Raw genomic sequence first — 22822 nt, forward strand, 5'->3', positions numbered from 1 at the left:
TACGCTCAGCTACAGAACGATCGCAGGGGGTGCCTCACGTCATGGTCAACATCCGCGAACTCGACCCCAGTGCCTCACCGCTGGACTACTTCGGTTCCGAGCTGCGCAGAAAACGGGAGGCGGCGGGGCTGACGCAGAAGGAGCTGGGCGCGGTCATCTTCTGCACGGGCTCCCTGGTCGGCCAGATCGAGACGACGCTGAAGGTACCGACGCGGGAGTTCGCCGAACGGGCGGACGCGGCGCTGATGACGGACGGCTTCTTCTCACGGCTGGTGGGGTTGGTTCTGCGGAGCCAGTTGCCGGGCTGGTTCCAGCCGTATGCGGAGATGGAGGCGAAGGCGACCTACATCTCCACGTTTCAGGCGCAGGTCGTGTACGGGCTGCTCCAGACCGAGAGGTACGCGCGTGCGGTGCTGGCGACGGGCATGCCGGACAAGCTCGACGAACTGGTGGCGGCGCGGATTGAGCGCCAGCGCATCCTGGCACGTGAGCAGCCGCCGCTGACTTGGGTCGTTCTGGACGAGGCGGCTCTGCACAGGCCTATCGGCAGCCGTGAGACCATGCGGGACCAACTCGCCCATCTGTTGAGCTTCCGGGACAACAGGTGGGTACGCATCCAGGTGCTGCCGTTCGAAGCAGGCGAACACGCCAGTCTCATCGGTTCGTTCAATGCGTTGCGCTTTGTCGATCACCCCGAGATCGTGTACACCGAGGATCTGATCTCGGGGCACATGACGGCCAGCTCGGACACCGTGAGGGAAGCGGCCCTTCGTTACGCTCACTTGCAGGCCTCCGCCCTCTCCGTGGAGGATTCGGCGGCACTGATCGCCCGCGTGATGGAGGAACGCTATGCGCATACATCAGCCCCTGACGAGCGCGCGGTGGCGTAAGTCCTCGTACAGCGGCAACACCGGTGGCGACTGTGTCGAATGCGCCGCCCTCGGCCCCGCCGCATGGCGCAAGTCCAGCTACAGCGGCTCCAACGGCGGGGACTGCGTAGAGGTCGCCGGTCTCCCCGCCCTCGTCGCCGTCCGTGACTCCAAGAGCCCCGACGTGGCCCACCTCGCCGTGGCGCCGCAGACCTGGGCCGCCTTCGTCGGCGCCCTCAAGTAACCGCTTCCGCGCCGGGCCGGGTGTCTTCCGTCAGCGGGAGGGGGCCTGGTCCGGTGTCATGACCTGTGCCGTGGAGGCGGGGGGTACCGCCCGCGCCGGGCCGGCGTTCGCCGCGAGGACCAGGGCCGCCGCGGCGACCAAGGCGGCCGTCACCGCCCTGCGCGCGGTGGGGCGTGTGTGGGGTGCGGATGTACGTCCGGACACGGCGACCTCGCAACACGACAGCGGCTTGTTAAGCAGGTTTAATTCGACGTTTAACCTAGGGGCTTCCGGAGCCTAACGGCAAGAGGTGCCAAGGCAGTTGGGGGGCGTGGCGGCCATGCGCGAGCGGGACGATCCGGAGGTCATCGGACGGCGGGTGCAGCGGCTGCGCGCGCAGAAGGGGCTGACCCAAAGGCAGTTGGCCGAACCCGCGTACACGCCCGCCTACATCTCCACCGTGGAGGCGGGCCGCGTCCGGGCCTCCGACGAGGCGCTGCGGCACATCGCGGACCGCCTCGGCGTCGCCTTCGAGGAGCTGGCCGTCGGCCGCCCCGCCCACCTCGCCACCGATCTGCGGCTGCGGCTCACCGAGGCCCAGCGGGTGCTCGCCGACGGCCGGGCCGAGGAGGCCGCCGCCCAGTACGCGGTGCTGCGGGCCGAGGCGGAGGCCCACGGACTGGGGTGCGAACAGGCCGCCGCCCTGCTCGGCCTCGGGGAGTGCGCCCTGGAGACGGGCGGGCTGAGCGAGGCGCGGGAGTACTTCGAGCAGGCGGAGGAGCGGCTGGCCGGGAAGACGCTGCCGGTGCGCGTGCCCGCGATCCGCGGCCGGGCCGTCGCCCACTACCTCGCCGGTGAACTCCGGTACGCGGTGTACCTGCTGGAGTCGGCCCTCGACGAGCTGAACCGCGGCGGACTGCACGACCCCGACGCGCTGCTGCTGCTCTACGCCAGCGTCATAGGGCCCTACATGGACATGGGCGCCCACGCCCGCGCGGCCCAGGCCGCCGAGTTCGCCCTCGCGCTCGCCCCGCAGTCCGAGGATCCCGCGCTGATCGCCCGTATGCACCGCTCGGTCGCCCGCACCCTGCTCGCCGAGGGCCGGGTCGCCGAGGCCGACGCCTCCCTGGCCAAGGCGGCCGAGCTGTACCGCCAGCTGCGGCTGCGCACCGAACTGGCCAACTGCCACTGGATGCGCGGCTACGTCTGCGCCCAGAACGGCGAACTCGACCGCGCCGAGGCCGAACTGCGGCAGGCGCACACCATGCTCGCGGAGAACCGGGCCGCCCTGTACCGCAGCCAGGCCGCCGTCGAACTCGCCGACGTCCTGCACCGCCGGGGCAAGTCCGAGGAGGCCGCCGGGCTGCTGGAGGGCGTCCTCGGGGACTTCTCCTCCGAACGCGGCGCCGTCCACGCCGCCGGGGCGCACCGCCTGCTCGGCATCATCGCCGAGGACGCCCGGGACACCGACGCGGCGGAGGAACACTACGTCCGTGCCCTCAGCATCCTGGAACGCGCGGGCGCCGCCGGCGACCTCGCCGACCTGTGCCGGCTCCTCGGCGATCTGCTCCGCCGCACCGGCCGCGTCGAAGCCGCCCTGGACGCCTACCGCACCGGCCTCGGCCACCGCACCGCGCCCGGCACCACCACCCTGGGCCCGGCCCCGGCGCAGCCGCCGCTGTGACCCTCAGACCTGCGCGCGGGCCTGCCTGCGGATGTCCGCCAGGCGGAGGGCACCGATCTGCACGGCGGCCTGGGTGGCGTCGTTCGGCACGTCGCCGAGACCGCCGTTGGTGAGCGTGAACGCGTCCTCGCCGACCCGGACGACGGCCACGTCCAGGGTGAGCAGGTACTCCTGCCCGTCGGACGCCGTACTGGCCAGGGAGACGCGCAGGCCCTGCCGGGCGTCCCCCACCTCCGGCAGCGGGGCCTCCACGACCTGCACGTCCTGCACGAGCCCCAGCTGCGTGGTCGCCGTGAACCGCGCGCACTGCGCCGGCATGGTGCGCAGCCAGTTCAGCGTGGTGTCCACGTCCGCCGGGCGGCGCGCGCCGATCTGGTAGCGCAGCTGGGCGTCGGTGTCGGCGTCGTCCAGGCCGATGGACACGCGGCCCGGCGCACCGAGGAGTTCGTCGCTGTAGAGGGCGTCCAGCAGCCGCTGGCACTCGCCGGCCGAGGTCTGCGCCTTCAGCAGCCCGTCCCGCCAGGTCGCCGCGCCGCGCGTGGCGGTCCAGGGGGCGCCGAGGTCGGTCTGCGTGATCAGCGCGGCCTCCGCCTGCTCGTCACTGAGCGAGGCACCGCCGGGCCCCGAGGGCTTCTTGGAGGTGACCGCCGACCGGTCGATCGTGGGCAGGGGCTGCGGCGCGCTCTCCGGGTGCCGCAGTCCGAGGGCCGCGACGGCACCGCCGGAGAGGAGACCGGTGGCGAGGAGGGGGAGGAGGACGGCACGGGGCAGGCGGGATATGCGGGCGCGTATCTCGGGAAGCATCGGTTCCTCCTGGGCTGCGTGCGGCCGACGGGGTGCCTGATCTCACGGCACCACCGGCCCGACCCGCCCACCAGCGCTCCGGGCCGTACGGGTGAGGGGCGGCCACGGAACGGGGAGGCGGTGGCCGGAGGACGGCTCCGAGGACGGCCGGGGGAGGGGACGGGCGGGCGGCGAAAACGCGTGGCGCGGGCCGTGCGGGCCCGGTACCGTCCCGGTCATGCAGCGCGCCCAGCAGTGCCCGTCGAGCACGACGACGCCGGAGACCGTCCCGGCGCGCTGACACCTGACCAGCATCGAAGCCCCGGGGCGAACGCCCCGGGGCTTTCGCGTGCCGTGGGGCGTCCGCCTCCTTCAGCGAGGAGAGCCCCCATGTCCGCTCACGACCACCGCCGCCTCGGCCGGGAACTCGGCCTCTTCGACACCGACCCCCTGATGGGCGCCGGACTGCCGTACTGGCTGCCCGACGGGGCCGTCGTCCGGCACACCCTGGAGGAGTACGTCCGGGACGCCGAACGCCGGGCCGGCTACCGGCACGTGTACTCGCCCGCCCTCGGCAAACGCGAGCTGTACGAGACCTCCGGGCACGGGGACCACTACAGCGACGACATGTACCCGCCCATGAGACTCGGCGCCGAGGAGGTCGTACTGCGCCCCAGCCTCTGCCCCCACCACGCCCTGATCTACCGCTCCCGCTCCCACAGCCACCGCGAACTGCCCCTGCGCATCGCCGAATTGGGCACCATGTACCGGGCCGAACGGTCCGGCGTGCTGGGCGGCCTCACCCGGGTCCGCGCCATCCAGCTCAACGACGCCCACATCTTCTGCACCCCGGACCAGGCGGTGGCCGAGGCCCGCGCCGCCCTGGAGCTGATCGCCCGCGCCTACGCCGACCTCGGCATCGAGGCCGTACGCCACCGCCTCTCCCTGCCCGGCGCCGGCGGCAAGTACGTCGCCGACCCCGCGCTGTGGCGGCGGGCGACCGGACTGCTGCGGGAGGTCCTCGCCGAGTCCCCGGTGGCGTACGAGGAGGCCGAGGGTGAGGCCGCGTTCTACGGCCCCAAGATCGACGTACAGATCGCGGACGCCGCCGGCCGCGAGTCCACCCTGTCCACCGTCCAGATCGACTTCCACCAGCCCGCCCGCTTCGACCTGCACTACATCGGCGCCGACGGCGCGAAGCACCGGCCGGTGATGGTGCACCGGAGCATCATCGGCAGCGTCGAACGGGCCGTCGCCCACCTGATCGAGACCCACGGCGGCGCCTTCCCGGCCTGGTTGGCCCCCGTCCAGCTGGCCGTGCTGCCGGTCGCCGAGGAACAGGTGGAGCAGGCGGCGGAGCTGGTCCGGGACGCGGTGGCGCTCGGCCTGCGCGCCGAACTCGCCGGACCCGGCGAGGGCACCCTCGGCGCGCGGATCCGCGCGGCACGCCTGGTGCCGTACCAGGCGGTGATCGGCGCGCGGGAGGCCGGCGCCGGACTGGCCGCCGTACGCCTGCGGGACGGGCGGCGCCCCGACGCGCTCCCGGCGCCCGAACTGCTGCGCCGGATCGCCGCCCGGGTGGCGGCACGCGGCCCGGCTCTCTGGGACTGACCGCACGGCACCGGAACCGGCCGCACGGAACCGGCCGCACGGCACCGGAACTGATCTAAGGTCGGCACGACGGAAGGAGTCCGCCGTGACCGGTCAGCCCATCCCCGTGATCATCGACTGCGACACCGGCGTCGACGACGCCCTGGCCCTGCTGTTCGCCGTACGCCACCCGGGACTCGACCTGCGGGCGGTGACCTGCGTGGCCGGCAACACCGATGTCGACGGGGTGGTCCGCAACACCCTCGCCGTGCTGGAGCGGGCGGGCGCCCCCGACATCCCGGTGGGCCGGGGGGCCGAGCGCCCGCTGCTGGAGCCGGCCCGCCCGGCCCGGCACGTGCACGGCGCCGACGGCATGGGCGACCTCGGCCTGCCCGCCCCCACCCGGGCCCCCGCCGCCGTCGACGCCGTCACCCTCCTGCGGCGCGAGATCCTCGCCTCCCCCCGCCCGGTCACCCTGATCCCCACCGCCCCCCTGACCAACATCGCCCTGCTGCTGCGCACCCACCCCGAGGTGACCCGGAACATCGAGCGGATCGTGTTCATGGGCGGGGCCGTGGCCACCGGCAACGCGACGCCGGTCGCGGAGTTCAACGTGTGGCACGACCCGGAGGCGGCGGCGATCCTGCTCACCGCCGGAGTACCGATCACGATGTACGGCCTGGACGTCTTCATGCAGGTCGTCGTCCCCAGCCCCGAGGTGCACCGGCTGCGCACCAGCAGCGAGCCCGGCACCCGCCTGGCCGGCGAACTCCTCGCCCACCGGCCGACCACCCAGGGCGAGGAACCGGAGGCCGAGGAGGCGGGCGGCCTCGGCGACGCGGGCGCGGTGTGCGCGGTCGCCGACCCGGCCGGCCTCACCACCCGTCTCCTCCCGGTCGAGGTCTCCCTCGCCCCCGGCCCGTCCCGCGGCCAGACCGTCGTCGACCGCCGCCCCCGCCCCGGCGAGTCCGAGATCCACGAGGGCGGCCGCGAACGGACGCTGGTGGACGTCGCGTTGCAGGTGGACGTGGACCGGTACGTGAAGCTGTACCTGGAGACGGTGGCGCGCTAGCCAGGGCCTCTCGTTTGGATCATGCCGGGCTCGCGGGGTCTGATCCAACCGAAAGACCCTAGTCCGCGGCGGAGGCGGAGGCCGTCCAGCGCTCCTCCACCCGGGCGAAGCGCCAGTACGACAGCGCCACCGCCCACACCGCCACGAACAGGCCGACGATGAGATAGCCGACGTTGTCCAGGTCCAGGCCGGCGATCCAGCCGGTGACGTCGTCGTGCAGGTCCAGCTTCTCGTGCAGGACGCCGACCAGCTCGATCGTGCCGATGAAGAAGGCGACCGCGATGGACAGGCCGGTGATGGCGAGGTTGTAGAAGACCTTGCGCACGGGGTTCGCGAACGCCCACTGGTAGGCGAAGTTCATGAACGTGCCGTCCAGGGTGTCGAACAGGCTCATCCCGGCGGCGAACAGGAGCGGCAGGCAGAGGATCGCGTACCAGGGCAGACCGGCCGCCGCGCCCGAACCGGCCATCACCATCAGCGACACCTCGGTGGCCGTGTCGAAGCCGAGGCCGAAGAGGAAGCCCAGCGGGTACATCTGGCCCGGCCGGGACACGGACCTGGTGAGCCGGCCGAGGACGCGGTTCATGAACCCGCGCGAGTCCAGGTGCGCCTCGAGTTCCCGCTCGTCGTACGCCCCCGCGCGCATCGCGCGGAACACCTTCAGGATGCCCACCAGGGCGACGAGGTTCAGGGCCGCGATGAGATAGAGGAACGTGCCGGAGATCGTCGTACCGACGAAGCCGAGCACCTGGTGGGTGGTGGAGCCCTCGTTCATCACCTTCCCGGCGAGGGAGGTGCCGCCCGCGATCAGCAGCGCCAGCAGCACCACCACGCTGGAGTGCCCGAGCGCGAACCAGAACCCCACCGACACCGGCCGCTTGCCGTCGGCCATCAGCTTCCGGGTGGTGTTGTCGATCGCGGCGATGTGATCGGCGTCGAACGCGTGCCGCATGCCGAGGGTGTAGGCGGTGATGCCGAGCCCCACACCGAAGACGTCACCGCCGACCTTGTAGTGCCCCGGCGCGACCAGCAGGAAGAGGATCCCGAAGGCGACGACGTGCAGAGCGACGATCACCACCATCAGCCCCGCCGTCTTGACGGTGTCCTCTCGTCGCCAGCGGAAGGAAGCGGGCTCGGACTCGGGCAGGGACGTCCCGGGCAGGTTCATGCGGTCAGCTCCAGCACCTCGTGGATCTTTTCGTGCGCTGCCGTGGCCGGTCTCCTGGCTTACGGGTCGTGCGTCCGCCGTCCCTGCCTTCCCGGTCGTACGACCAGTGGCCCGGCGGTGCCGGACGGGACGGGAACTCCCCGATCACAGTGGCGAGGGCCGCGTCGACCTTGCATCGACTTCCCGAACACCACGGCCCGCCCACGGTAGAGGGACACACGGTTTCCTGCATAGCTGCGCACCTGCGCAGGTATTCAAGATCACAAAACGGGGCCTGCGAGGATGGCGGCATGCATCTCGTGCCTGCCGACCGAGCCGACCGTCGGACCATCGACGGTCACCGGGTGTGCGAGGCGATCGCCGCCATCGGCGACGCGGACCGCCTGCGCACCTGGGCCGAGCGCTTCTCCCTGCTGGCCGACGCCAACCGGCTCGCGCTGCTGCTCGCCCTGCACCGCACCGGCCCGCTCGCCGTCTCCGACCTGGCGATCGCCACCGGAATGAACGACCCCGCCGTCTCCCAGGCCCTGCGGCTGCTGCGGGCCGCGGGGGTCGTGGCGGGCGAGAAGGAGGGGCGCGTGGTGCGGTACCGCGTGGTGGACGCGGAGATGCGGGGACTGCTGGAGCACTGCGGAGACTGACCCGCACGGCCGTGCGTCGCCCGGCCGGACGTTTCCGATTCCCGGCGATGTGGACAGAGTCTGTCCATGGCAGACCTTTCGTCCAGGAATCCCGACTGGTGGCGCCAGGCCGTCATCTACCAGGTCTATCCACGCAGCTTCGCCGACGCCGACGGCGACGGCCTCGGCGACCTCAGGGGCGTCACCGAGCGGCTGAACCACCTCGCCGCGCTCGGTGTGGACGCCCTGTGGCTGAGCCCCTTCTACCCCTCCGAACTCGCCGACGGCGGCTACGACGTCGCCGACCCCCGCGGAGTCGACGAGCGCCTCGGCACCCTGGACGACTTCGACGCCCTGGTCGCCGAGGCGCACCGGCTCGGCCTGAAGGTCGTCGTGGACATCGTCCCCAACCACACCTCCCATCTGCACCCCTGGTTCCAGGAGGCACTGCGCGCCGGCCCCGGATCCGCCGCCCGGGAGCGCTACGTCTTCCGGCCGGGCCGCGGCGAGCGGGGCGAACTCCCGCCCACCGACTGGCAGTCGGTGTTCGGCGGCAGCGCCTGGCGGCGGACCCCGGACGGCGAGTGGTACCTCCACCTCTTCGCCCCCGAGCAGCCCGACCTGAACTGGGGCAACGAGGAGGTGCGGGCCGACTTCCGCACCACCCTGCGGTTCTGGGCCGACCGGGGCGTCGACGGCTTCCGGGTCGACGTCGCCCACGGCCTGGCCAAGGACCTCACCGAGCCGCTGCGGGACGTCGGCGGCATCGGCGCGACCGGCGAGGACGCCCTGCCGCTGGTCCCACCGGGCAGCCACCCGTACTGGGACCGCGACGAGGTCCACGAGATCTACCGCGACTGGCGCAAGATCTTCGACGCCTACAGCCCGCCGCGCACCGCCGTCGCCGAAGCCTGGGTCCCGGGCGCCCGCCGCGCCCTGTACGCCCGCCCCGACGAACTCGGCCAGGCCTTCAACTTCGAGTACCTGGAGGCGGGGTGGGACGCGACGGAGCTGCGTGAGGTCATCACCGGTTCCCTGGACACGGCCCGGTCCGCCGGGGCCTCCGCGACCTGGGTGCTGTCCAACCACGACGTCGTCCGGCACGCCTCCCGGCTCCTGCTGCCGCCCGGCACCGACCCCGCCGCCTGGCTGCTGTCGGGCGGCACCGCGCCCGCGATCGACCCGGCGGCCGGGCTGCGCCGGGCCCGTGCGGCCACCCTGCTGATGCTGGCGCTGCCCGGCTCGGCCTACCTCTACCAGGGCGAGGAACTGGGCCTGCCCGAGGTCGCCGACCTGCCCACCGAGGTGCTCCAGGACCCGATCTGGGAACAGAGCGGGCACGTCCGCAAGGGCCGCGACGGCTGCCGGGTGCCGCTTCCGTGGACGCGCACCGGACCGTCGTACGGCTTCGGGCCCGGAGCCGGCTGGCTGCCGCAGCCGCCGGTCTTCGCGTCGTACGCCGTCGAGGCGCAGGCCGGGACCGAGGGCTCCACACTGGAGCTGTACCGCACGGCCCTGCGACTGCGCCGCAAGCTGCTGGACGGCGAGGCGCTGGCCTGGACGCCGGGCACCCCGGACGGTGTGCTGGACTTCAGCCGCACCGAGACCTGGCGGAACGTCACCAACCTGGGCACCGAACCGGTGCCGCTCCCGCCCGGCGAGGTGCTGCTGGCCAGCACCCCGCTGCCGGACGGCCGGGTACTGCCCCCGGACACCACGGTGTGGCTGGCCTAGGGTCTTTCGTTTGGATCAGACCGGATCAGGGAGCGGGGTCTGGTGCCGTGCGTCGCAAGGCGGAGGAGGGCGCCATGGCAACCGACGACAACGCGGCGACGCGCGGTGCCGGGGCCCGCGAGCCCGGCATGATCCAAACGAGAGGCCCTAGCCGCCCGTCGGGCCCGGGCTCGCGCCCGCCCCGGCGTTGCCGCCGCCCGCGATGCCGTTGATGTCCACGGGGGTGGACGTGGCGGTCGGGGGCGGGGTGAGCACCACCTCCGGCTGGCCGGCGGCCGGCGGCGGCGGGGTGAGGTCGGAGTTGGGCAGCTTCGGCGGGGTGGTCTGCTGGAACAGGGTCTGGTCGAAGTCGACCAGGCCCGTCTTCTCCATCACGGTGATGTGGTCCAGCACGGTGTCGTTGGCCTGGTCGGCGAGGGCGCGCACCAGCGAGTTCTTCGTGGTGGAGCGGATCTTGGCGACCGTGTTGAAGATCGAGCCGTGCGTCATCCGCAGGATGTTGGCGAAGTCGGTGTCGAACTGCTTGCCGCTCTCACCCTTGAGCTGGTTGACGAAGCCCTGCTGCTGGGGACTGGCCAGGTTGGGCAGCGTGATGTTCAGCATCGGGGCGATCTTGCGGCAGGTGGTGTCCAGCGCCGCGTGCCCGTCGATCAGGTGCTGGCCGGCCGTGATCACCGCCTTCGACTGGCCCTTCTGCACCCCGATCTGCCCCACCGGGTACTCCCACAGCCCGGCCGCCCGCACCTTCACCACGAAGTCCCGGTCCTGCTCGGTGAGGGGCCCCCACTGGGTGTCGGCGATGACGCGGTCCTGGGCTGTGGAGACCTTGTCCAGTCCGAGCATGCCCGGGTAGGCGAGGGCCCCGAGGGTCAGGGCCATCGCACCGCCCACGAAAAGGGTTCCCGTCGCGTTCCGCGAAAAGCGCACCGTGCCTCCTGCCCGGTCGGGGGACCGCCCGCGGTGACGGCGCGGGCGGATCGGACGCACAGCAGTACGGACGGGAGCGCGATTCGTCTCTGTCCCGCAGGTAAAAACTGTGCATGGCGGCCCGCCGGACGCGGTGATCGCCCTGCACGGCGGCCCGCCGGACGCGGTGATCACCCTGCACGGCGGCCCACCGGACGGTGATTGCCATGTGTTGGTGTACATGACACACGGTTGCCGAAACGTTGACCATCGGCCGGGAGAAGGCGGACCCGCGGAGTCCTAGATTCGCCGCATGGCCCCACAGCCCCCGCCCCGCACACCGGCCGCGCTCCCCGTCCTGCCCTACCGCAAGCCCACCAGGGGCCGCGACTACTGGGTACTGGACGACGTCCTGCCCGACGTGGACGCCGTACGGAAGCGGTGCCTGGCCAAGGACGACTGGGTCCGGGGATACCCCCACACCTCCGAGACCTGGCCCGGACTGCGCACCATGCCCGGCCTCGAACCAGCCGAACTCGCCCGTGTCGAGAGGCTGGTGAAGAAGGCGACCGGGGCGAAGGACCTCTGGGTGCAGCGGGCGCCCGGCGGCGGCACCCTCAACCACAACTGCGTCCAGGTCGTCGGCGAGGGCGAGAGCGAGCCCCGCCCGCACACCGACTCCCGCGCCCTGTGCCGGTACGCGGCCGTGCTCTACCTCAACCCCGCCGCCCCCAAGGACTGCGGCACCGCCTTCTACCGCCAGTCCCTGCCCGGCGGCCGGCTCGGCGGCAACATCGTCCAGGCCCCGCACCACAACCTCGTCGAGGCCCTCGGCACGCGGTACGTCCCGGCTGACCACTTCGAGGAGGACGTCCGCGTCCCGCACAAGTACAACCGCCTGCTCCTCTACCACGCCAACCTGGTGCACAGCGCGACCGGTTACGCCGGGCGCACGCTGGAGGAGAAGCGCATGACGGCCGTCTTCTTCTGGATGGCCTGACCCGCACGACCGGCCGGGGCCCCCGCGGCGGCGACACGCCGCACGGAAGGAGGTGTGGGCCGTTCGGGTGAGTCAGGATGTGCCGGTGATCGAAAAGAGAGACGAGGCCGGGGAGCACGCGCTCGCGTACCGGCCCGTGCAGGTGGCGGGGCGACTGGCCGCCGGGGGACTGCTGCTCGCGGGGCTCGCCTGGGCCGTCCGGGGGGCGTGGGAAGTGCGGCTGGCGCTGGCGGGAGAGCCGGCGTCGGGGCCGCCGGACCAGGGGGAGGGGGTGCACCGGCCGCTCAACGCGCTGGAGGACTCGTACCACCTCGTCACCTCCCTGGGCGGCGGCGCCGGCGTGCTCTGCGCGCTGCTCTTCCTCTCCTGGCTGTGGCGGGTGCGGGACAACGCGCAGGCGCTGTCGGGGCAGCCGCCCCGGTACGCGGGGATCTGGGTGTACCTCGGCTGGATCATCCCGGTCGTCAACCTCTGGTTCCCGCGCGGGATCGTCGTGGACGCGTTCCGGCGCACGGCGCCGGAACGGAAGGTGCCCGTCTCCGTCGAGGTGTGGTGGGTGCTGTGGCTGATCGGCCTGCTCAGCGGGGTGGGGATCGTGTACCGCGACTCCACCGACGAGATCATCGCCCGCGCCTACACCGAGGTGTGGCCGCTGCTCGCCAGTGACGCGGCCGTCGTCGGGGCCGCCGTCGCGGGGGCGTACGCGGTACGGGCCGTCACCGGTGCGCAGGTGGAGCGCATACGGAAGGGACGGCAGGCGCCGGCGGAGGAGTAGTCCCGGCCGGTGTGAGGCACCGGCCGGTGCGGTACGGATGGTGGACATGAGCAGTGTCGCCATCGTGGGAGCCGGGCCGGGACTCGGGACCGCCGTCGCGCGGCGGTTCGGGCGCGAGGGGTTCGGCGTCGGGCTCGTGGCCCGGGACCGGGGCCGGCTGGACGCCATCGTCGACACCCTCGCGGACGAGGGGATCACCGCACGCGCCTGCACCGCCGATGTGCGCCGGCCGGAGGAGCTGGCCGTGGCGCTGCGCGAGATCGCCGACACCCTCGGGACCGTGGAGGTGCTCCAGTACAGCCCGGTGCCGCACCGGGACTTCATGCGGCCCGTGCTGGACACCGGACACCGGGACCTGGTGGGACCCATCGAGTTCTCCGTCTACGGTCCGGTGGCCGCCGTCCAGCAGGTGCTGCCCGGCATGCGGCGGCTCGGGCGCGGCACGATCCTGTTCGTCAACGGCGGGTCCGCCGCCGTACCGCACCCCGAGCGGGCCGGGACGTCCATCGCCTTCGCCGCGGAGAGCGCCTACGGCCATCTGCTGCACGACCGTCTGGCGCCGGAGGGCATCCACGTCGCGCAGCTGGTGATCCCGGGGGCCATCACGGCCGGGCACGCGCGCAAGGACCCGGGCGTGCTCGCGGAGACCCTGTGGTCCCTGCACCGGGACCGCCATGGGTTCCGGCACTACGCCGACGACCTGGACAGCTGACCGCCGGGCGCGGGCCCCCGTCCCGGGCCGCCCCCCCCCGCGGGGCCGCGCGGGGCGGCGAACGGTCACCCTGCGGGGAGTGGCTTTGTGGGCCAATATGGTGATGTTGGCCGCATTGCTCTCTTCAAAGGGGGCCTCCATGGCTGTAGACATCGCTCCGCTCATCAAGCCGTCCCGTCTCAGAAGCCGGGGCGGACTGCTGGGTGAGTGCCTGGCGGAGTTCCTCGGAACCCTCGTCCTCATCGCGTTCGGCTGCGGTGTGGTCGCGATGGCGGTCGCCGCACTGCCCGGCTCGGGCCGGGCGGCCACCACCACGACGATCTTCCTGGCGGCCGGAGACTGGCTGCTCATCACCTGGGGCTGGGGCCTGGCCGTCATGCTCGGCGTCTACGTCGCGGGCGGCGTCAGCGGTGCCCACCTCAACCCGGCGGTGACCCTGGCGATGGCCGTGCGCCGCGGGTTCTCCTGGGCCAAGGTCCTGCCGTACTGGTTCTCGCAGTTCGTCGGCGCGCTCACCGGGGCGGCGCTGGTCTACCTCGTCTACCACGACGCGATCAACGCCTACGACCGGACGGTGCCGGGGCCGAAGGTGAACGGACACACCAACGCCACCTTCTCCATCTTCGCGACCTTCCCCGCCCAGTACTTCCACGGCGGCGTCTGGGGCCCGCTGATCGACCAGATCGTCGGCACGGCCTTCCTGCTCATGCTCATCGCCGCCGTCCTCGACCTGCGCAACCAGGCCGTGAAGGCCAACCTCGGACCACTGATCGTGGGCTTCGTCGTCGCCGCCATCGGCATGTCCTACGGCGCCAACGCGGGCTACGCCATCAACCCCGCCCGCGACTTCGGGCCACGCCTGTTCACCTACGCGGCGGGCTGGGACAGCCTGGCCTTCCCGGGCAGCGTCGCCGGTTCCTTCAGCGCGTACTGGTGGATCCCGATCGTCGGCCCCCTGGTCGGCGGCACGCTCGGCATCCTGATCTACGACCTCGTCATCGGCGACGTCCTGCTCGTCCGCAGCGAGCTGGCCGAACTCCCCGGACCGGGCCGGGCGACACGGGTACGCACCACCGACGAGGAGTAGCCCCGGAGCGGAACGCGGGACCGGCGCCCCCCCACCCGTACCGCCCCCCACCCGTCCCCCCCACCCGTACGCGGCCCCCACCCGTACCGCGGCCCCCACCCGTACGACGGCCCCCACCCGTACGACGGCCCGGACGCCCGGAGGTCCTTCCCGGGCGCCCGGTCCGCCCGCGTTCCGCACGGTCTTCTGAAATAATCGCCCTCCATGCCGTGACGGAGTGTCAACTCGCGCACCACGAGGGGGGTTCGGGGACGATGAGCGCCGGTCGACGGCGGGCCCTGCTGATCGGGGTGCCCGCGTATCCGCAGCTGGAACAGGTACCGGAGCTGAGCGGGGACTTCCCGGGGCTGGCCTTCACCGCGAACGATGTCGCGACGCTGCGCACCACCCTGCTGCGCAGCGGCTATGCGGCGGAGCACGTGAGGGTGCTCGACGACGAGGACGCGACCGGTGAGCACAACATCCGTGACGAGCTGGGCCGGTTCCTGAACTCCTGCGAGGACGGCGACGTAGGGCTCGTCTACTTCTCCGGCCACGGAGTCCGGTTCGGCGAGACCGACTACCTCCTGCCCAGCGACGTCCGCGCGCGGTGGGGCGCCGACGGGGAACGCACCCTGGGCCCGAAAGGGCTCATCGAGATCGTGCCCGACGAACTGCTCGCGCCCCTGCGGTCCAGCGCCACGGTGATGCTCTGCTTCGACGCCTGCCGGAGCAGCGGGGACACCCCGCCGGCCACCTTCGAGGCGATGAAGGTCAGCCGCCCCTGGGACAACGTCGTCCTGGTGAGCGCCTGCGCCCCCGGAGAGGAGGCTCTGGGGCACGCCGACGCCGGCAGCGTGCTGGCCATGGCCCTGAACGAGACTCTGGCGCCCGAGTCCTCGGCCCGTACCTTCGGCCAGGTGATCCAGCGCGTGGAGCTGCGCGCGGAGGAGATCGCGGCGAGCTACACGTACAGCAGACCGCCCAGGGCCCTCCCCCGGTGGCTGAGCATCGACGGAACGGGCGGCAGCCACGCCGACGTGCCGCTGTGCGACGCGACGGCGTCCTCCGGCCCCTGGACCGACGCCGTCATCCGGTCGAGCCTGTGGGAGTACACCGAGGGCACGCCCGCCCAGCGCGGCAAGGCCAAGGAGCACCTGGCGGAGGTCGTGAAGAAGACCGTCGCCATCCGCAGGCAGCGGGACCCCGAGTCCGACCCGTGGGACGACGACCGGGTCCCGCCCCGGTTGATCGAGCGGCTCGGCCACCTCGTCGAGGCGGCCGGCGCGCGGCTGAGCCTGGTCGAGACCGTGGTGCTGCTGGGCGCGCCGTTCCTGCGCGAGGCCGCGCTGTCCTGCGGTCTCGCGGCGCTGCGCACCGTCGACGGTGACGGTTCGGCCGATGCCACGGACGACCGGGAGCTTCCCGAGGACAGTTTCGCCGCCCATCTCGTCCGGGACATGGGCGACGTACGGCGCGCCCACCGGCAGATCGAGGCCACCCGCCGGACGCTGTCGCGCCGCCGGGAGAAGGACGATGCCCGCAGCGCGGAGTACTGGCTGCGGCACCGCTTCCTGGCCGACTGGGACCTGCTGTGGGAGCAGCGCGGGGACGCCGAGCTGGACAGCCTGCGCGCTGCCGTCGACCTGCTGGTCCGGGCGGCGGAGAGCGCCGCCGGCCTCACGCTGGGCACCCACGAGCGAGACGTGCTGCGGCATGCCGTCGTCAAGGTCGTCTCCCAGCTGGGCACGGGTACCCCGGCCGACACCGTCGCACCCGACGGGACGCTCTGGGACACCGAGGCGGGACTGTGCGCCTACTTGTGCGGGGAGGCGGACCGGTGGAGCTGGCGCCCCCGTGAGATGGCCACGCTGCTGCATCTCGCCGGGCGCCTCGCGATCGACCCGCGCATGCTCGACGGCGTGATCATCGACCATCTGGGTCCGCGCGAGCCGATGCAGGTCCGCCCGGAACAGATCAAGGCCGAGATCGCCCGGAACGACGGCTTCCTCCCCATCACCTCGCACTGGCCGGCGGAGGCGGGCGGACCCGGCCCTGCCTCGGGCACCCACTGGCGGCTGGTGTTCAAATGCGGCAGCGCGGCCCTGTTCACGGCACTGGACCGGCTCGCCTCCGGTATCGCCGCGGAATCGGGGGCGATACGGCGTGTCCAGAGCACCCTGCGCTCCGGTGACCTGCTCTTCGGGCTGCCGCAGATGGTCAAGACCGAGGGCCTGATCCCCATCAACCACGGCTTCGACAAGCCACCGCCCCGGTTCCGGCTCGCCGAGGACGAGGTGAAACCGCTCATCATGGGCACCCAGCTGTACGGGGACCGGATGCTGGCGGTGCGCGAGCTGTACCAGAACGCCCTCGACGCCTGCCGGGTGCGCCAGGCCCGCCGCCGGTACGCGGACCACGCGGGCGGACCCGACGGCCGGACCGAGCGGGAACAGCTCGCCGGGTGCAGCATCGTCTTCACCCAGGACATCGAGCCGACCACCGGCCGGATGTACATCCAGTGCGAGGACAACGGCGTCGGGATGAGCGCCGAGGAACTGCGGGACCTGTTCGCCCAGGCCGGCCGCCGCTCCGAACAGTCCTCGGCCCGGATGCGGGAGATGCGCCGATGGCGCCGTCGCGGGGTCACCACGGAACTCAACAGCCGGTTCGGCATCGGCGTCTTCAGCTACTTCATGCTGGCCGAGGAGATCGAGGTGACCACCCGGCCGGTCGATGTGCACGGCCAACGCCCCCTGGACGGCCACCGGGCCAGTGTCACCGCCGGATCCGGGCTGATGCATCTGGGCAGGGAGCCGCTGGAGCTGGCGGGCGGTGGCACCAGGGTCCGGTTGTACCTGCACGACGACCCCGACAAGGCGGACGAACAGCGCCCCTCTCTGATCCAGGCGTTGCGCGAGTTCCTGTGGTGCACCCCGGTGGAGGTGACCGCGACCGAACTGGGCGGAGATCCGGCCTACTGGCAACCGGGCGCTCTGTACGGCGACTCCTCGCTGCGCAGCGAGCGCATCGAGGCCACCGAGGGCGTCTGGTGGGTGCAGGGTCCGGGCATGCTGCTGGCGGACGGGCTGCTGGTCTCGGACGCCAAGCCGCCGGACGGGTACGTGGTGAATCTGCGGCGCCGGCACCGGCCGGAGCTGAGCGTCGACCGCAACCGCTTCCTCGGGTACGACCAGCGCGGTGTCGAGCAGGACCTCAAGGAGGCCGTGCCCGCTCTGGTCCGCAAGGCGTGGCGGCCCTTCCCGCTGGACTGGCTGTGGAGTCTCACCGAGTCCTGGCCCAGGCTCGCGCTGGAGGTCCTCGGCCAGATGATGGAGCACGACGTGCCCGTGAAGGTCCCGGTCGAGCTGCGGCCCGACGAGTGGGCACGGGAACGGGAGAAGCTGTCGCTGCGCACACTCGGCTGCCTGCCCGTCGACGACGCCGTCCTCAAGGAGAACCTCGTGGGGACCGCCATCGGCATGCGCTTCTTCGCGGCCTGGCGCGCCGGCGCCCTGGGCGTGAAGCGTCACCGGGAGGCGATCGGCTCGCACCCGGGCTTCCCCGAGCCGGAACCCCTGGACGCGGTTCTGTTCCGCGATGCGCCGGACGAGTCCCTCATGGCATTGATGCGCGCCGCCGCGGACACCGGGCGTCCGCTGCGGGAGGTGACCCGCCGCCTGCGCCGGTACGCGGTCACGGGTGTGTCGATCCCGGAGGTGGCGGACGTCCGCGCCCTGGACGACGTCGTACCGAGCCGTCTGACGACGGCGCTGTACGAAGCGCTGTACAGCAGGTTCAACCTGAAGGCGAGGATGCCGGGCGATGCCGCGCAGAGCGCCGTGCGGCGGATGCTGGTGCATCTGTCGGCCGCCGAGAAGGTGAGCCTGGGCAGCCTGGCGGAGCTGCTCGAACGACTGTCGGGGCTCGATCCGGTGATTCCCCGGCCGCCGGACCTCGGGGCCTTCGCCTCCCATCGCGTGGACGCGCGAGAACGACGCATCCTGCTGAACGACCAGCCGAACGGGAAGCGTTCCCTGCATCACACCTCCGCGCCGTTCACCGGGCTGGTGCGGCCCGTGGACGTCGCCTACCGGGCGCAGCAGACGGGGATCCCGCCCGCGGAGATCGAGGCGGTCGTACGCCGCTTCGAACCCCTCGGCTACCGGCTCGCCGGACCGGATCTGCCGTACCTCCTGGACGACACGCAGCTCACGGCCCTCAGCCGTGACCTGGACGCGCAGCCGCCCTTCTTCACCCCGGAACCCATCGGTCTGCCGCACCTGGTCCGGCTGGCGGCCCGGCGCGGGGAGGCCGTCGGGGCCACGGCGGCATGGCTCGCCGCATGGGGAGGCCCGCTGGGCGTCGAGGTCGCGGACCCGGCCCCGCTCGCCTCGTTCCGGCCGCCCGCCTGGTGTGAGGAGCTGCCGTTGGAGATGTCGCTCACGGGCACGATCGGGGAAGGGGACGTCCACGACCCGGAGCCGCTCTCCACCTGGGACGTGCTGGCGACGATCGAGGGTGTGAAGGACCCCACTTCGCCACACCGGCACGTCGCTGCCGTCGAAGCGCTGGCGGACGCGGGCCTGGTCGAGAGGCGGGCGGTCGGTGCGGCCCGGGTCCTGCTGGCCGTGCCCCGCTCCTCCCGGTCCTGGGGCATATGGCGGCACGGCTTCCCGGTGCCGGGGCTGCGCGAGGGGTACACCGAGCCGGCGAACGTCGGGGAGGACGACCGGGTGGAGCTCGCCTCGCTGGTGGCGATCGCGGCGGACCTGGGCCAGAGCCTCGCCACCACCGCGGAGACGTTGCGGAGCCAGATGGCCGCCTACGGTGTCGACATGCCGGACCTCCCCGACGAGGTCGCCGGGCTGACGCCGGACCGTTCGCTGCGGAGCGTCCTGTACACCGCCGGATGGTGGCGGGAACGGATAACCCTGCACGAGCTCGTCGGCTTCGCCGATGACAACGAGGTCAGCCTCCCCACCGCCGCCGCCCAGCTGAACGCCTACCGCTCCCTCGGCGCCCCCACCGTCCCCGTCCCCCCGGACTTCGTCCCGCCCGCGGCCCCCCAGGAGCGGGACCTGGCCGCCGAGCACGCGCTGCTCCAGGAATCCCTGGAGGAGTCCTGGACGCTCACCCCGCTCGCCCTGGTCGTCGCGGCCGGGCGGCTCGGAGCCGGGCTGGGGGAGACGTACCGGAGGCTGGGGCCGTTCACCCTGATCGGACTGGAGATCCCGTTCGCCGAGCCCGTCTGCGACCGCGTCCCGGACTGGCGTGACGTCGTCCTGCTCACCGCCCGGCTCACGGGGCGGGAGCCCGTGCTGGCCGGAGACGTCTCCGCGGACCATCTCCGGCTGGCCGCCGAGGAGACGGAGCTGACCGTCGACGACGTCCGGGCCCGGCTCGCGGACTACGCGCCCCTGTTCGCCTTCCGGCTGCCGCCCCACGAGAGGACCTGACATGCCGCCCCACACCCCGCACAGAGCCAAGGCCTACGAGCCCAAGTACCTGCCCGATCAGACCGGGTTCGTCTGGGACTTCTCCAGCGGCCGGCTCGTCGTCACCGGCACCTGCCCGGAGTGCGAGGGCGAGACCCGGCACGCGCCGCCGAACGTCATGCCGGGCGCGGTGGTCAAGGGGCCGGGCAGGCGCACCGGGGACGACGAGGTGCCGGGCGAGGTCTACATGCGGTGCAAGTGCCGCCAACCCCACTCCGGGGACGCCCAGGAGACCGGCGGCTGCGGTGCCAGGTGGACGGCCGTGCGTCCGGCGGGCGGCGGCTCGTGACCGCGTCGGGACGGTACGAGCCCGAGGAACTCGAACGCGCCCAGCAGCGGCTGGACCTGATGGCGCAGGAGCAGCTCCAGATCGGCCGGGCGCAGGCGGAGGGCTGGCGGAACTTCCTCACCGTCGCCACCGGACTGCTCGCCGCGGTACTGGTCCTCAAGGGGCGCGAGAACGTCGCCGAACTCCCCGACCGCTACCGGGTGTGGGTCTTCGCGCTGATGGCGGCCGGCCTGGTCCTGCTGCTCCTGGCCGCCTACCTCGCGGTGTCGGCGGCCCACGGCAAGCCCGGTGACGTGCTGAAGAACGCCACCGCCGCGAAGCTGCTCGACTGGGAGGAGGACGAGCGGGACCGGATCGCGTCGCGGATCCGCGGTACCCGGTGGGCGACCGTGCTCGGCGTGCTGGCCACCGCCGCGGGCATCCTGCTGACCTGGGTGGCGCCGGGGCCGGACGAGCCGGCGCGGACGGTCCGGGTGCACACCCCCCGGGAGACGCTGTGCGGGGAGCTCCTGGCGGCCGACGGCACCGGCGTCACACTCAGGATCGAGCCCTCGGGCGAGAAGGGCGAGAAGGGTGACAAGGGCGAGAAGGGTGACAAGGGCGAGAAGGGGGGCGCGGCGGTCCGGCATCTCGGCTGGCAGCGCGACGCGGTGAGCGTGGCCCCCGTCGACACGTGCTGACCGGCCCGGGAACCGGTCCAGTTTTTGATCACCGTTGACCGCCCTGTGCCCCCACCGTCACCCCCCTCGCCTACGCTCCCGCCATCCCCTGATCCAGTAGGGGCTCCTTCCGTATGCGGGGGTTCGAAACCACCGTGCGTATACGCACTCTTCCGGCCGCGACGGCGCTCGCGGTCCTCTTCAGCTCGGCCGCGCTCGCGGTCACCTCGGCCGCGCCCGCGCTGGCCGACACCAGCGCCGTGCTTCCGATCACGTCCACCGGTGACGTCGTCGTGGACGGCGTCCACCAACGGGTGTTCATCAGCGATCCGGCCGGCGGCAAGGTCGTCGTGACCGACTACAGCGGCACCGTCGTCGGCACCGTCGGCTCACTCCCCGGCGTCCGGGGCCTGGAACTGTCCGCCGACTCCGGCACGCTGTACGCGGCCGTGGAGAAGGCCGACGCGATCGTCGCCATCGACACCGGGACGGCCACCGAGGCCCACCGGTACCCGACGGGCGACGGCACCGGTCCCGAGTACCCGGCCCTCGCCGGCGGCAAGCTCTGGTTCGGTTACGGCGCCTCCGGCGACGGCAACATCGGCTCGCTCGACCTGAGCGGCACCGACCCGGTGGTGACCCTCCGGCAGGACACCACCCGCACCTGGTACAGCGCCCCGGTGCTCGGCTCCTCGGCCGGTGCCCCGGGCACGCTCGTCGCGGGCGCGCCAGGACAGAGCCCGGCCGAACTCGCCGTCTACGACGTGTCGTCGGGCACGGCGAACCGCACCGCCTACGTCTTCGACCCGGGCGACAGCAGCAACCTGACCGACCTCGCCGTCACCCCGGACGGCAAGGACGTCGTCACGGCCAGCGGCGCGCCCTACCGGCACGAGGTCTTCAAGCTCGCGGACCTGTCCGAGGACGGCAGCTACCCCACCAACCCGTACCCCAACGCGGTCGACATCGCCCCGGACGGCACGGTCGCCGCGGGCACCTTCTCCTGGTACGACCCCGACGTCCACGTCTTCGCGCCCGGCGGCTCCACCCCGGTCCGGGAGTACGACTTCCCGAACACCGGCACCAGCAGCGGCTCCGACACCCTCGCGGCCTCGGGCCTGGCCTGGGCACCGGACGCCGGCAGGCTGTTCGCGGTGTCGTACAACGACTCCGACGTGTACTCCCTGCGGGTCCTCACCGACCCCGCCAAGGCGGACACCACCCTCACGGCGACCGCCCCGGCCACCGCGCCCCGCGCCAAGCCCCTCTCGGTCACCGGCAAGCTGACGTCGTCCGCCGCGCTCCCGGCCGGCACCACGGTCTCCGTCACCCGCACCGACGCCGAGTCCCCGGCCGGCAGGAAGCTCGGCACGGCCACGGTCGGCGCCGACGGCTCGTACACCTTCACCGACACCCCGCAGGCACGCGGCGAGGTCACGTACACGGTCGGCTACGCGGGCGACGCGTACCACGCCGGTGCCACCGCCACGAGCACGGTGAAGGTCTCCCCCGGCACGGCCGCGCTGTCGCTGGACAACGGCGGCAAGGTGTACGCGTACGACAGCGCGGTGAAGTTCACGGCGCACCTGGGCACGACGTACAAGAACCGCGAGGTCGACCTGTACGCCGACCCCTACGGCGGCGACAAGCCGGAGAAACTGGTCAAATCCGGCACGGTCGACTCCGCCGGCAACCTGTCCGTCACCCTCACCCTGACCCGCGACACCAAGCTCACGGCGAAGTTCGCCGGGGACACCCGCTACGCGCCCGCCACGGCCACCAGCACGGTCGGCGCACGCGTGAAGGTGTCGTCCGCGCTCAGCGGCTACTACACGTCCAAGAAGGCGTGGAACCAGACGTACCGCTACTTCCGCAAGTCCAAGGACCCGGTCTACGACACCACGATGACGGCGTACAAGGGCCGCAGGTACCGGGTGGAGGTGCAGCGTTACGCGCAGGGCGCCTGGCGTGCCACCGACTCCGAGTTCCTCGCCCTCGGCTCCGGCGGCAAGGACACCCTGGAACTCACCGGCACCCCGCCGACCGGCGTCCGCTTCCGGATCCGCTCCGCCTACATCGACACCAAGTCGGGCGACAACGTGAACTCGACGACGTACGGCAGCTGGAAGTACTTCCTCTTCACCAGCTGACCTCCGGGTCGGCCCTCGCTCACC

General features: G+C 72.5%; 18 protein-coding genes and 1 riboswitch. Of the genes, 15 read left to right on the forward strand and 3 right to left on the reverse strand.

Features of this window, described 5'->3' with window-relative positions; genetic code table 11:
• The first annotated feature begins 41 nt into the window (after nucleotides 1-41).
• The 3 genes from ACZ7KF_RS16250 (at nucleotide 42) to ACZ7KF_RS16260 (ending at nucleotide 2776) form a co-directional block, all read left to right on the forward strand.
• Complete coding sequence (locus tag ACZ7KF_RS16250) at nucleotides 42-890, forward strand: helix-turn-helix domain-containing protein (protein WP_471074270.1); 849 nt, start codon at nucleotides 42-44, stop codon at nucleotides 888-890.
• Nucleotides 850-1113, forward strand: a complete 264-nt coding sequence (locus ACZ7KF_RS16255) for a DUF397 domain-containing protein (protein WP_471074272.1) — start codon at nucleotides 850-852, stop codon at nucleotides 1111-1113. Before ACZ7KF_RS16250 ends, ACZ7KF_RS16255 begins: the two co-directional genes overlap by 41 nt.
• A gap of 319 nt (nucleotides 1114-1432) precedes the next feature.
• On the forward strand, nucleotides 1433-2776 hold the full coding sequence (locus ACZ7KF_RS16260) for a helix-turn-helix domain-containing protein (RefSeq protein WP_471074528.1): 1344 nt from the start codon (nucleotides 1433-1435) through the stop codon (nucleotides 2774-2776).
• A gap of 3 nt (nucleotides 2777-2779) precedes the next feature.
• Here ACZ7KF_RS16260 and ACZ7KF_RS16265 read toward each other — a convergent pair whose 3' ends face one another.
• Complete coding sequence (locus ACZ7KF_RS16265) at nucleotides 2780-3580, reverse strand: hypothetical protein (RefSeq protein ID WP_471074275.1); 801 nt, start codon at nucleotides 3578-3580, stop codon at nucleotides 2780-2782.
• Nucleotides 3581-3949: 369 nt separating this feature from the next.
• Here ACZ7KF_RS16265 and thrS point away from each other — a divergent pair, with 369 nt between their 5' ends.
• The gene (gene thrS, locus ACZ7KF_RS16270; RefSeq protein WP_471074278.1) at nucleotides 3950-5170 is read left to right on the forward strand and encodes a threonine--tRNA ligase; all 1221 of its coding nucleotides are present in this window, start codon (nucleotides 3950-3952) and stop codon (nucleotides 5168-5170) included.
• A gap of 85 nt (nucleotides 5171-5255) precedes the next feature.
• Complete coding sequence (locus ACZ7KF_RS16275; protein ID WP_471074281.1) at nucleotides 5256-6221, forward strand: nucleoside hydrolase; 966 nt, start codon at nucleotides 5256-5258, stop codon at nucleotides 6219-6221.
• A 58-nt stretch (nucleotides 6222-6279) separates the two neighbouring features.
• On the opposite strand, the gene nicT is transcribed toward ACZ7KF_RS16275, so the two are convergent.
• The gene (nicT, locus tag ACZ7KF_RS16280; protein ID WP_471074284.1) at nucleotides 6280-7389 is read right to left on the reverse strand and encodes a Nickel transporter NicT; all 1110 of its coding nucleotides are present in this window, start codon (nucleotides 7387-7389) and stop codon (nucleotides 6280-6282) included.
• Nucleotides 7390-7416: 27 nt separating this feature from the next.
• Nucleotides 7417-7599: riboswitch (cobalamin riboswitch) on the reverse strand.
• Between the two features lie 80 nt (nucleotides 7600-7679).
• On the opposite strand from nicT, the gene ACZ7KF_RS16285 reads away from it, so the two are divergent.
• Both ACZ7KF_RS16285 and ACZ7KF_RS16290 read left to right on the forward strand, forming a co-directional pair.
• Nucleotides 7680-8030, forward strand: coding sequence for an ArsR/SmtB family transcription factor (locus tag ACZ7KF_RS16285; protein WP_471074286.1), 351 nt, complete (start codon nucleotides 7680-7682; stop codon nucleotides 8028-8030).
• A 66-nt stretch (nucleotides 8031-8096) separates the two neighbouring features.
• A complete protein-coding gene (locus ACZ7KF_RS16290) occupies nucleotides 8097-9743 on the forward strand; it encodes a glycoside hydrolase family 13 protein (protein ID WP_471074289.1) in 1647 nt (548 codons plus the stop codon).
• 147 nt (nucleotides 9744-9890) lie between these two features.
• On the opposite strand, the gene ACZ7KF_RS16295 is transcribed toward ACZ7KF_RS16290, so the two are convergent.
• The gene (locus tag ACZ7KF_RS16295; protein WP_471074292.1) at nucleotides 9891-10622 is read right to left on the reverse strand and encodes a DUF4142 domain-containing protein; all 732 of its coding nucleotides are present in this window, start codon (nucleotides 10620-10622) and stop codon (nucleotides 9891-9893) included.
• A 340-nt stretch (nucleotides 10623-10962) separates the two neighbouring features.
• Between ACZ7KF_RS16295 and ACZ7KF_RS16300 the strand changes: the two genes are divergently transcribed.
• The 8 genes from ACZ7KF_RS16300 to ACZ7KF_RS16335 all read left to right on the forward strand — a co-directional run bounded on the left by ACZ7KF_RS16300 (nucleotide 10963) and on the right by ACZ7KF_RS16335 (nucleotide 22798).
• Nucleotides 10963-11649 (forward strand): DUF6445 family protein, encoded by a 687-nt coding sequence (locus tag ACZ7KF_RS16300; protein WP_471074295.1) that lies wholly within the window; start codon nucleotides 10963-10965, stop codon nucleotides 11647-11649.
• An 85-nt stretch (nucleotides 11650-11734) separates the two neighbouring features.
• Nucleotides 11735-12424 carry a DUF4328 domain-containing protein gene (locus ACZ7KF_RS16305; RefSeq protein WP_471074297.1) on the forward strand — a complete coding sequence of 230 codons (690 nt, stop codon included), beginning with the start codon at nucleotides 11735-11737 and terminating at the stop codon, nucleotides 12422-12424.
• Nucleotides 12425-12470: 46 nt separating this feature from the next.
• Complete coding sequence (locus tag ACZ7KF_RS16310; protein ID WP_471074299.1) at nucleotides 12471-13136, forward strand: SDR family NAD(P)-dependent oxidoreductase; 666 nt, start codon at nucleotides 12471-12473, stop codon at nucleotides 13134-13136.
• A 139-nt stretch (nucleotides 13137-13275) separates the two neighbouring features.
• Nucleotides 13276-14223 (forward strand): MIP/aquaporin family protein, encoded by a 948-nt coding sequence (locus ACZ7KF_RS16315; protein WP_471074301.1) that lies wholly within the window; start codon nucleotides 13276-13278, stop codon nucleotides 14221-14223.
• Between the two features lie 254 nt (nucleotides 14224-14477).
• On the forward strand, nucleotides 14478-19661 hold the full coding sequence (locus ACZ7KF_RS16320; protein ID WP_471074304.1) for a wHTH domain-containing protein: 5184 nt from the start codon (nucleotides 14478-14480) through the stop codon (nucleotides 19659-19661).
• Between the two features lies 1 nt (nucleotide 19662).
• Nucleotides 19663-19989: a hypothetical protein gene (locus ACZ7KF_RS16325; RefSeq protein WP_471074307.1), complete on the forward strand. Its 327-nt coding sequence runs from the start codon at nucleotides 19663-19665 to the stop codon at nucleotides 19987-19989.
• The gene (locus ACZ7KF_RS16330) at nucleotides 19986-20669 is read left to right on the forward strand and encodes a hypothetical protein (RefSeq protein ID WP_471074310.1); all 684 of its coding nucleotides are present in this window, start codon (nucleotides 19986-19988) and stop codon (nucleotides 20667-20669) included. The genes ACZ7KF_RS16325 and ACZ7KF_RS16330 overlap by 4 nt, the downstream gene beginning before the upstream one ends.
• A 134-nt stretch (nucleotides 20670-20803) precedes the next feature.
• A complete protein-coding gene (locus ACZ7KF_RS16335) occupies nucleotides 20804-22798 on the forward strand; it encodes an Ig-like domain repeat protein (RefSeq protein WP_471074314.1) in 1995 nt (664 codons plus the stop codon).
• The last annotated feature ends 24 nt before the right edge of the window (nucleotides 22799-22822 follow it).

This window comes from Streptomyces sp. NPDC038200 (genome assembly GCF_055600785.1).

Bases quoted from the DNA above. Each gene is read 5' to 3' on its own strand.
- ACZ7KF_RS16250 (WP_471074270.1), top strand. From the start codon at position 42: ATGGTCAACATCCGCGAACTCGACCCCAGTGCCTCACCGCTGGACTAC.
- ACZ7KF_RS16255 (WP_471074272.1), top strand. From the start codon at position 850: ATGCGCATACATCAGCCCCTGACGAGCGCGCGGTGGCGTAAGTCCTCG.
- ACZ7KF_RS16260 (WP_471074528.1), top strand. From the start codon at position 1,433: ATGCGCGAGCGGGACGATCCGGAGGTCATCGGACGGCGGGTGCAGCGG.
- ACZ7KF_RS16265 (WP_471074275.1), bottom strand. From the start codon at position 3,580: ATGCTTCCCGAGATACGCGCCCGCATATCCCGCCTGCCCCGTGCCGTC.
- thrS (WP_471074278.1), top strand. From the start codon at position 3,950: ATGTCCGCTCACGACCACCGCCGCCTCGGCCGGGAACTCGGCCTCTTC.
- nicT (WP_471074284.1), bottom strand. From the start codon at position 7,389: ATGAACCTGCCCGGGACGTCCCTGCCCGAGTCCGAGCCCGCTTCCTTC.
- ACZ7KF_RS16285 (WP_471074286.1), top strand. From the start codon at position 7,680: ATGCATCTCGTGCCTGCCGACCGAGCCGACCGTCGGACCATCGACGGT.
- ACZ7KF_RS16290 (WP_471074289.1), top strand. From the start codon at position 8,097: ATGGCAGACCTTTCGTCCAGGAATCCCGACTGGTGGCGCCAGGCCGTC.
- ACZ7KF_RS16295 (WP_471074292.1), bottom strand. From the start codon at position 10,622: ATGGCCCTGACCCTCGGGGCCCTCGCCTACCCGGGCATGCTCGGACTG.
- ACZ7KF_RS16300 (WP_471074295.1), top strand. From the start codon at position 10,963: ATGGCCCCACAGCCCCCGCCCCGCACACCGGCCGCGCTCCCCGTCCTG.
- ACZ7KF_RS16310 (WP_471074299.1), top strand. From the start codon at position 12,471: ATGAGCAGTGTCGCCATCGTGGGAGCCGGGCCGGGACTCGGGACCGCC.
- ACZ7KF_RS16315 (WP_471074301.1), top strand. From the start codon at position 13,276: ATGGCTGTAGACATCGCTCCGCTCATCAAGCCGTCCCGTCTCAGAAGC.
- ACZ7KF_RS16320 (WP_471074304.1), top strand. From the start codon at position 14,478: ATGAGCGCCGGTCGACGGCGGGCCCTGCTGATCGGGGTGCCCGCGTAT.
- ACZ7KF_RS16325 (WP_471074307.1), top strand. From the start codon at position 19,663: ATGCCGCCCCACACCCCGCACAGAGCCAAGGCCTACGAGCCCAAGTAC.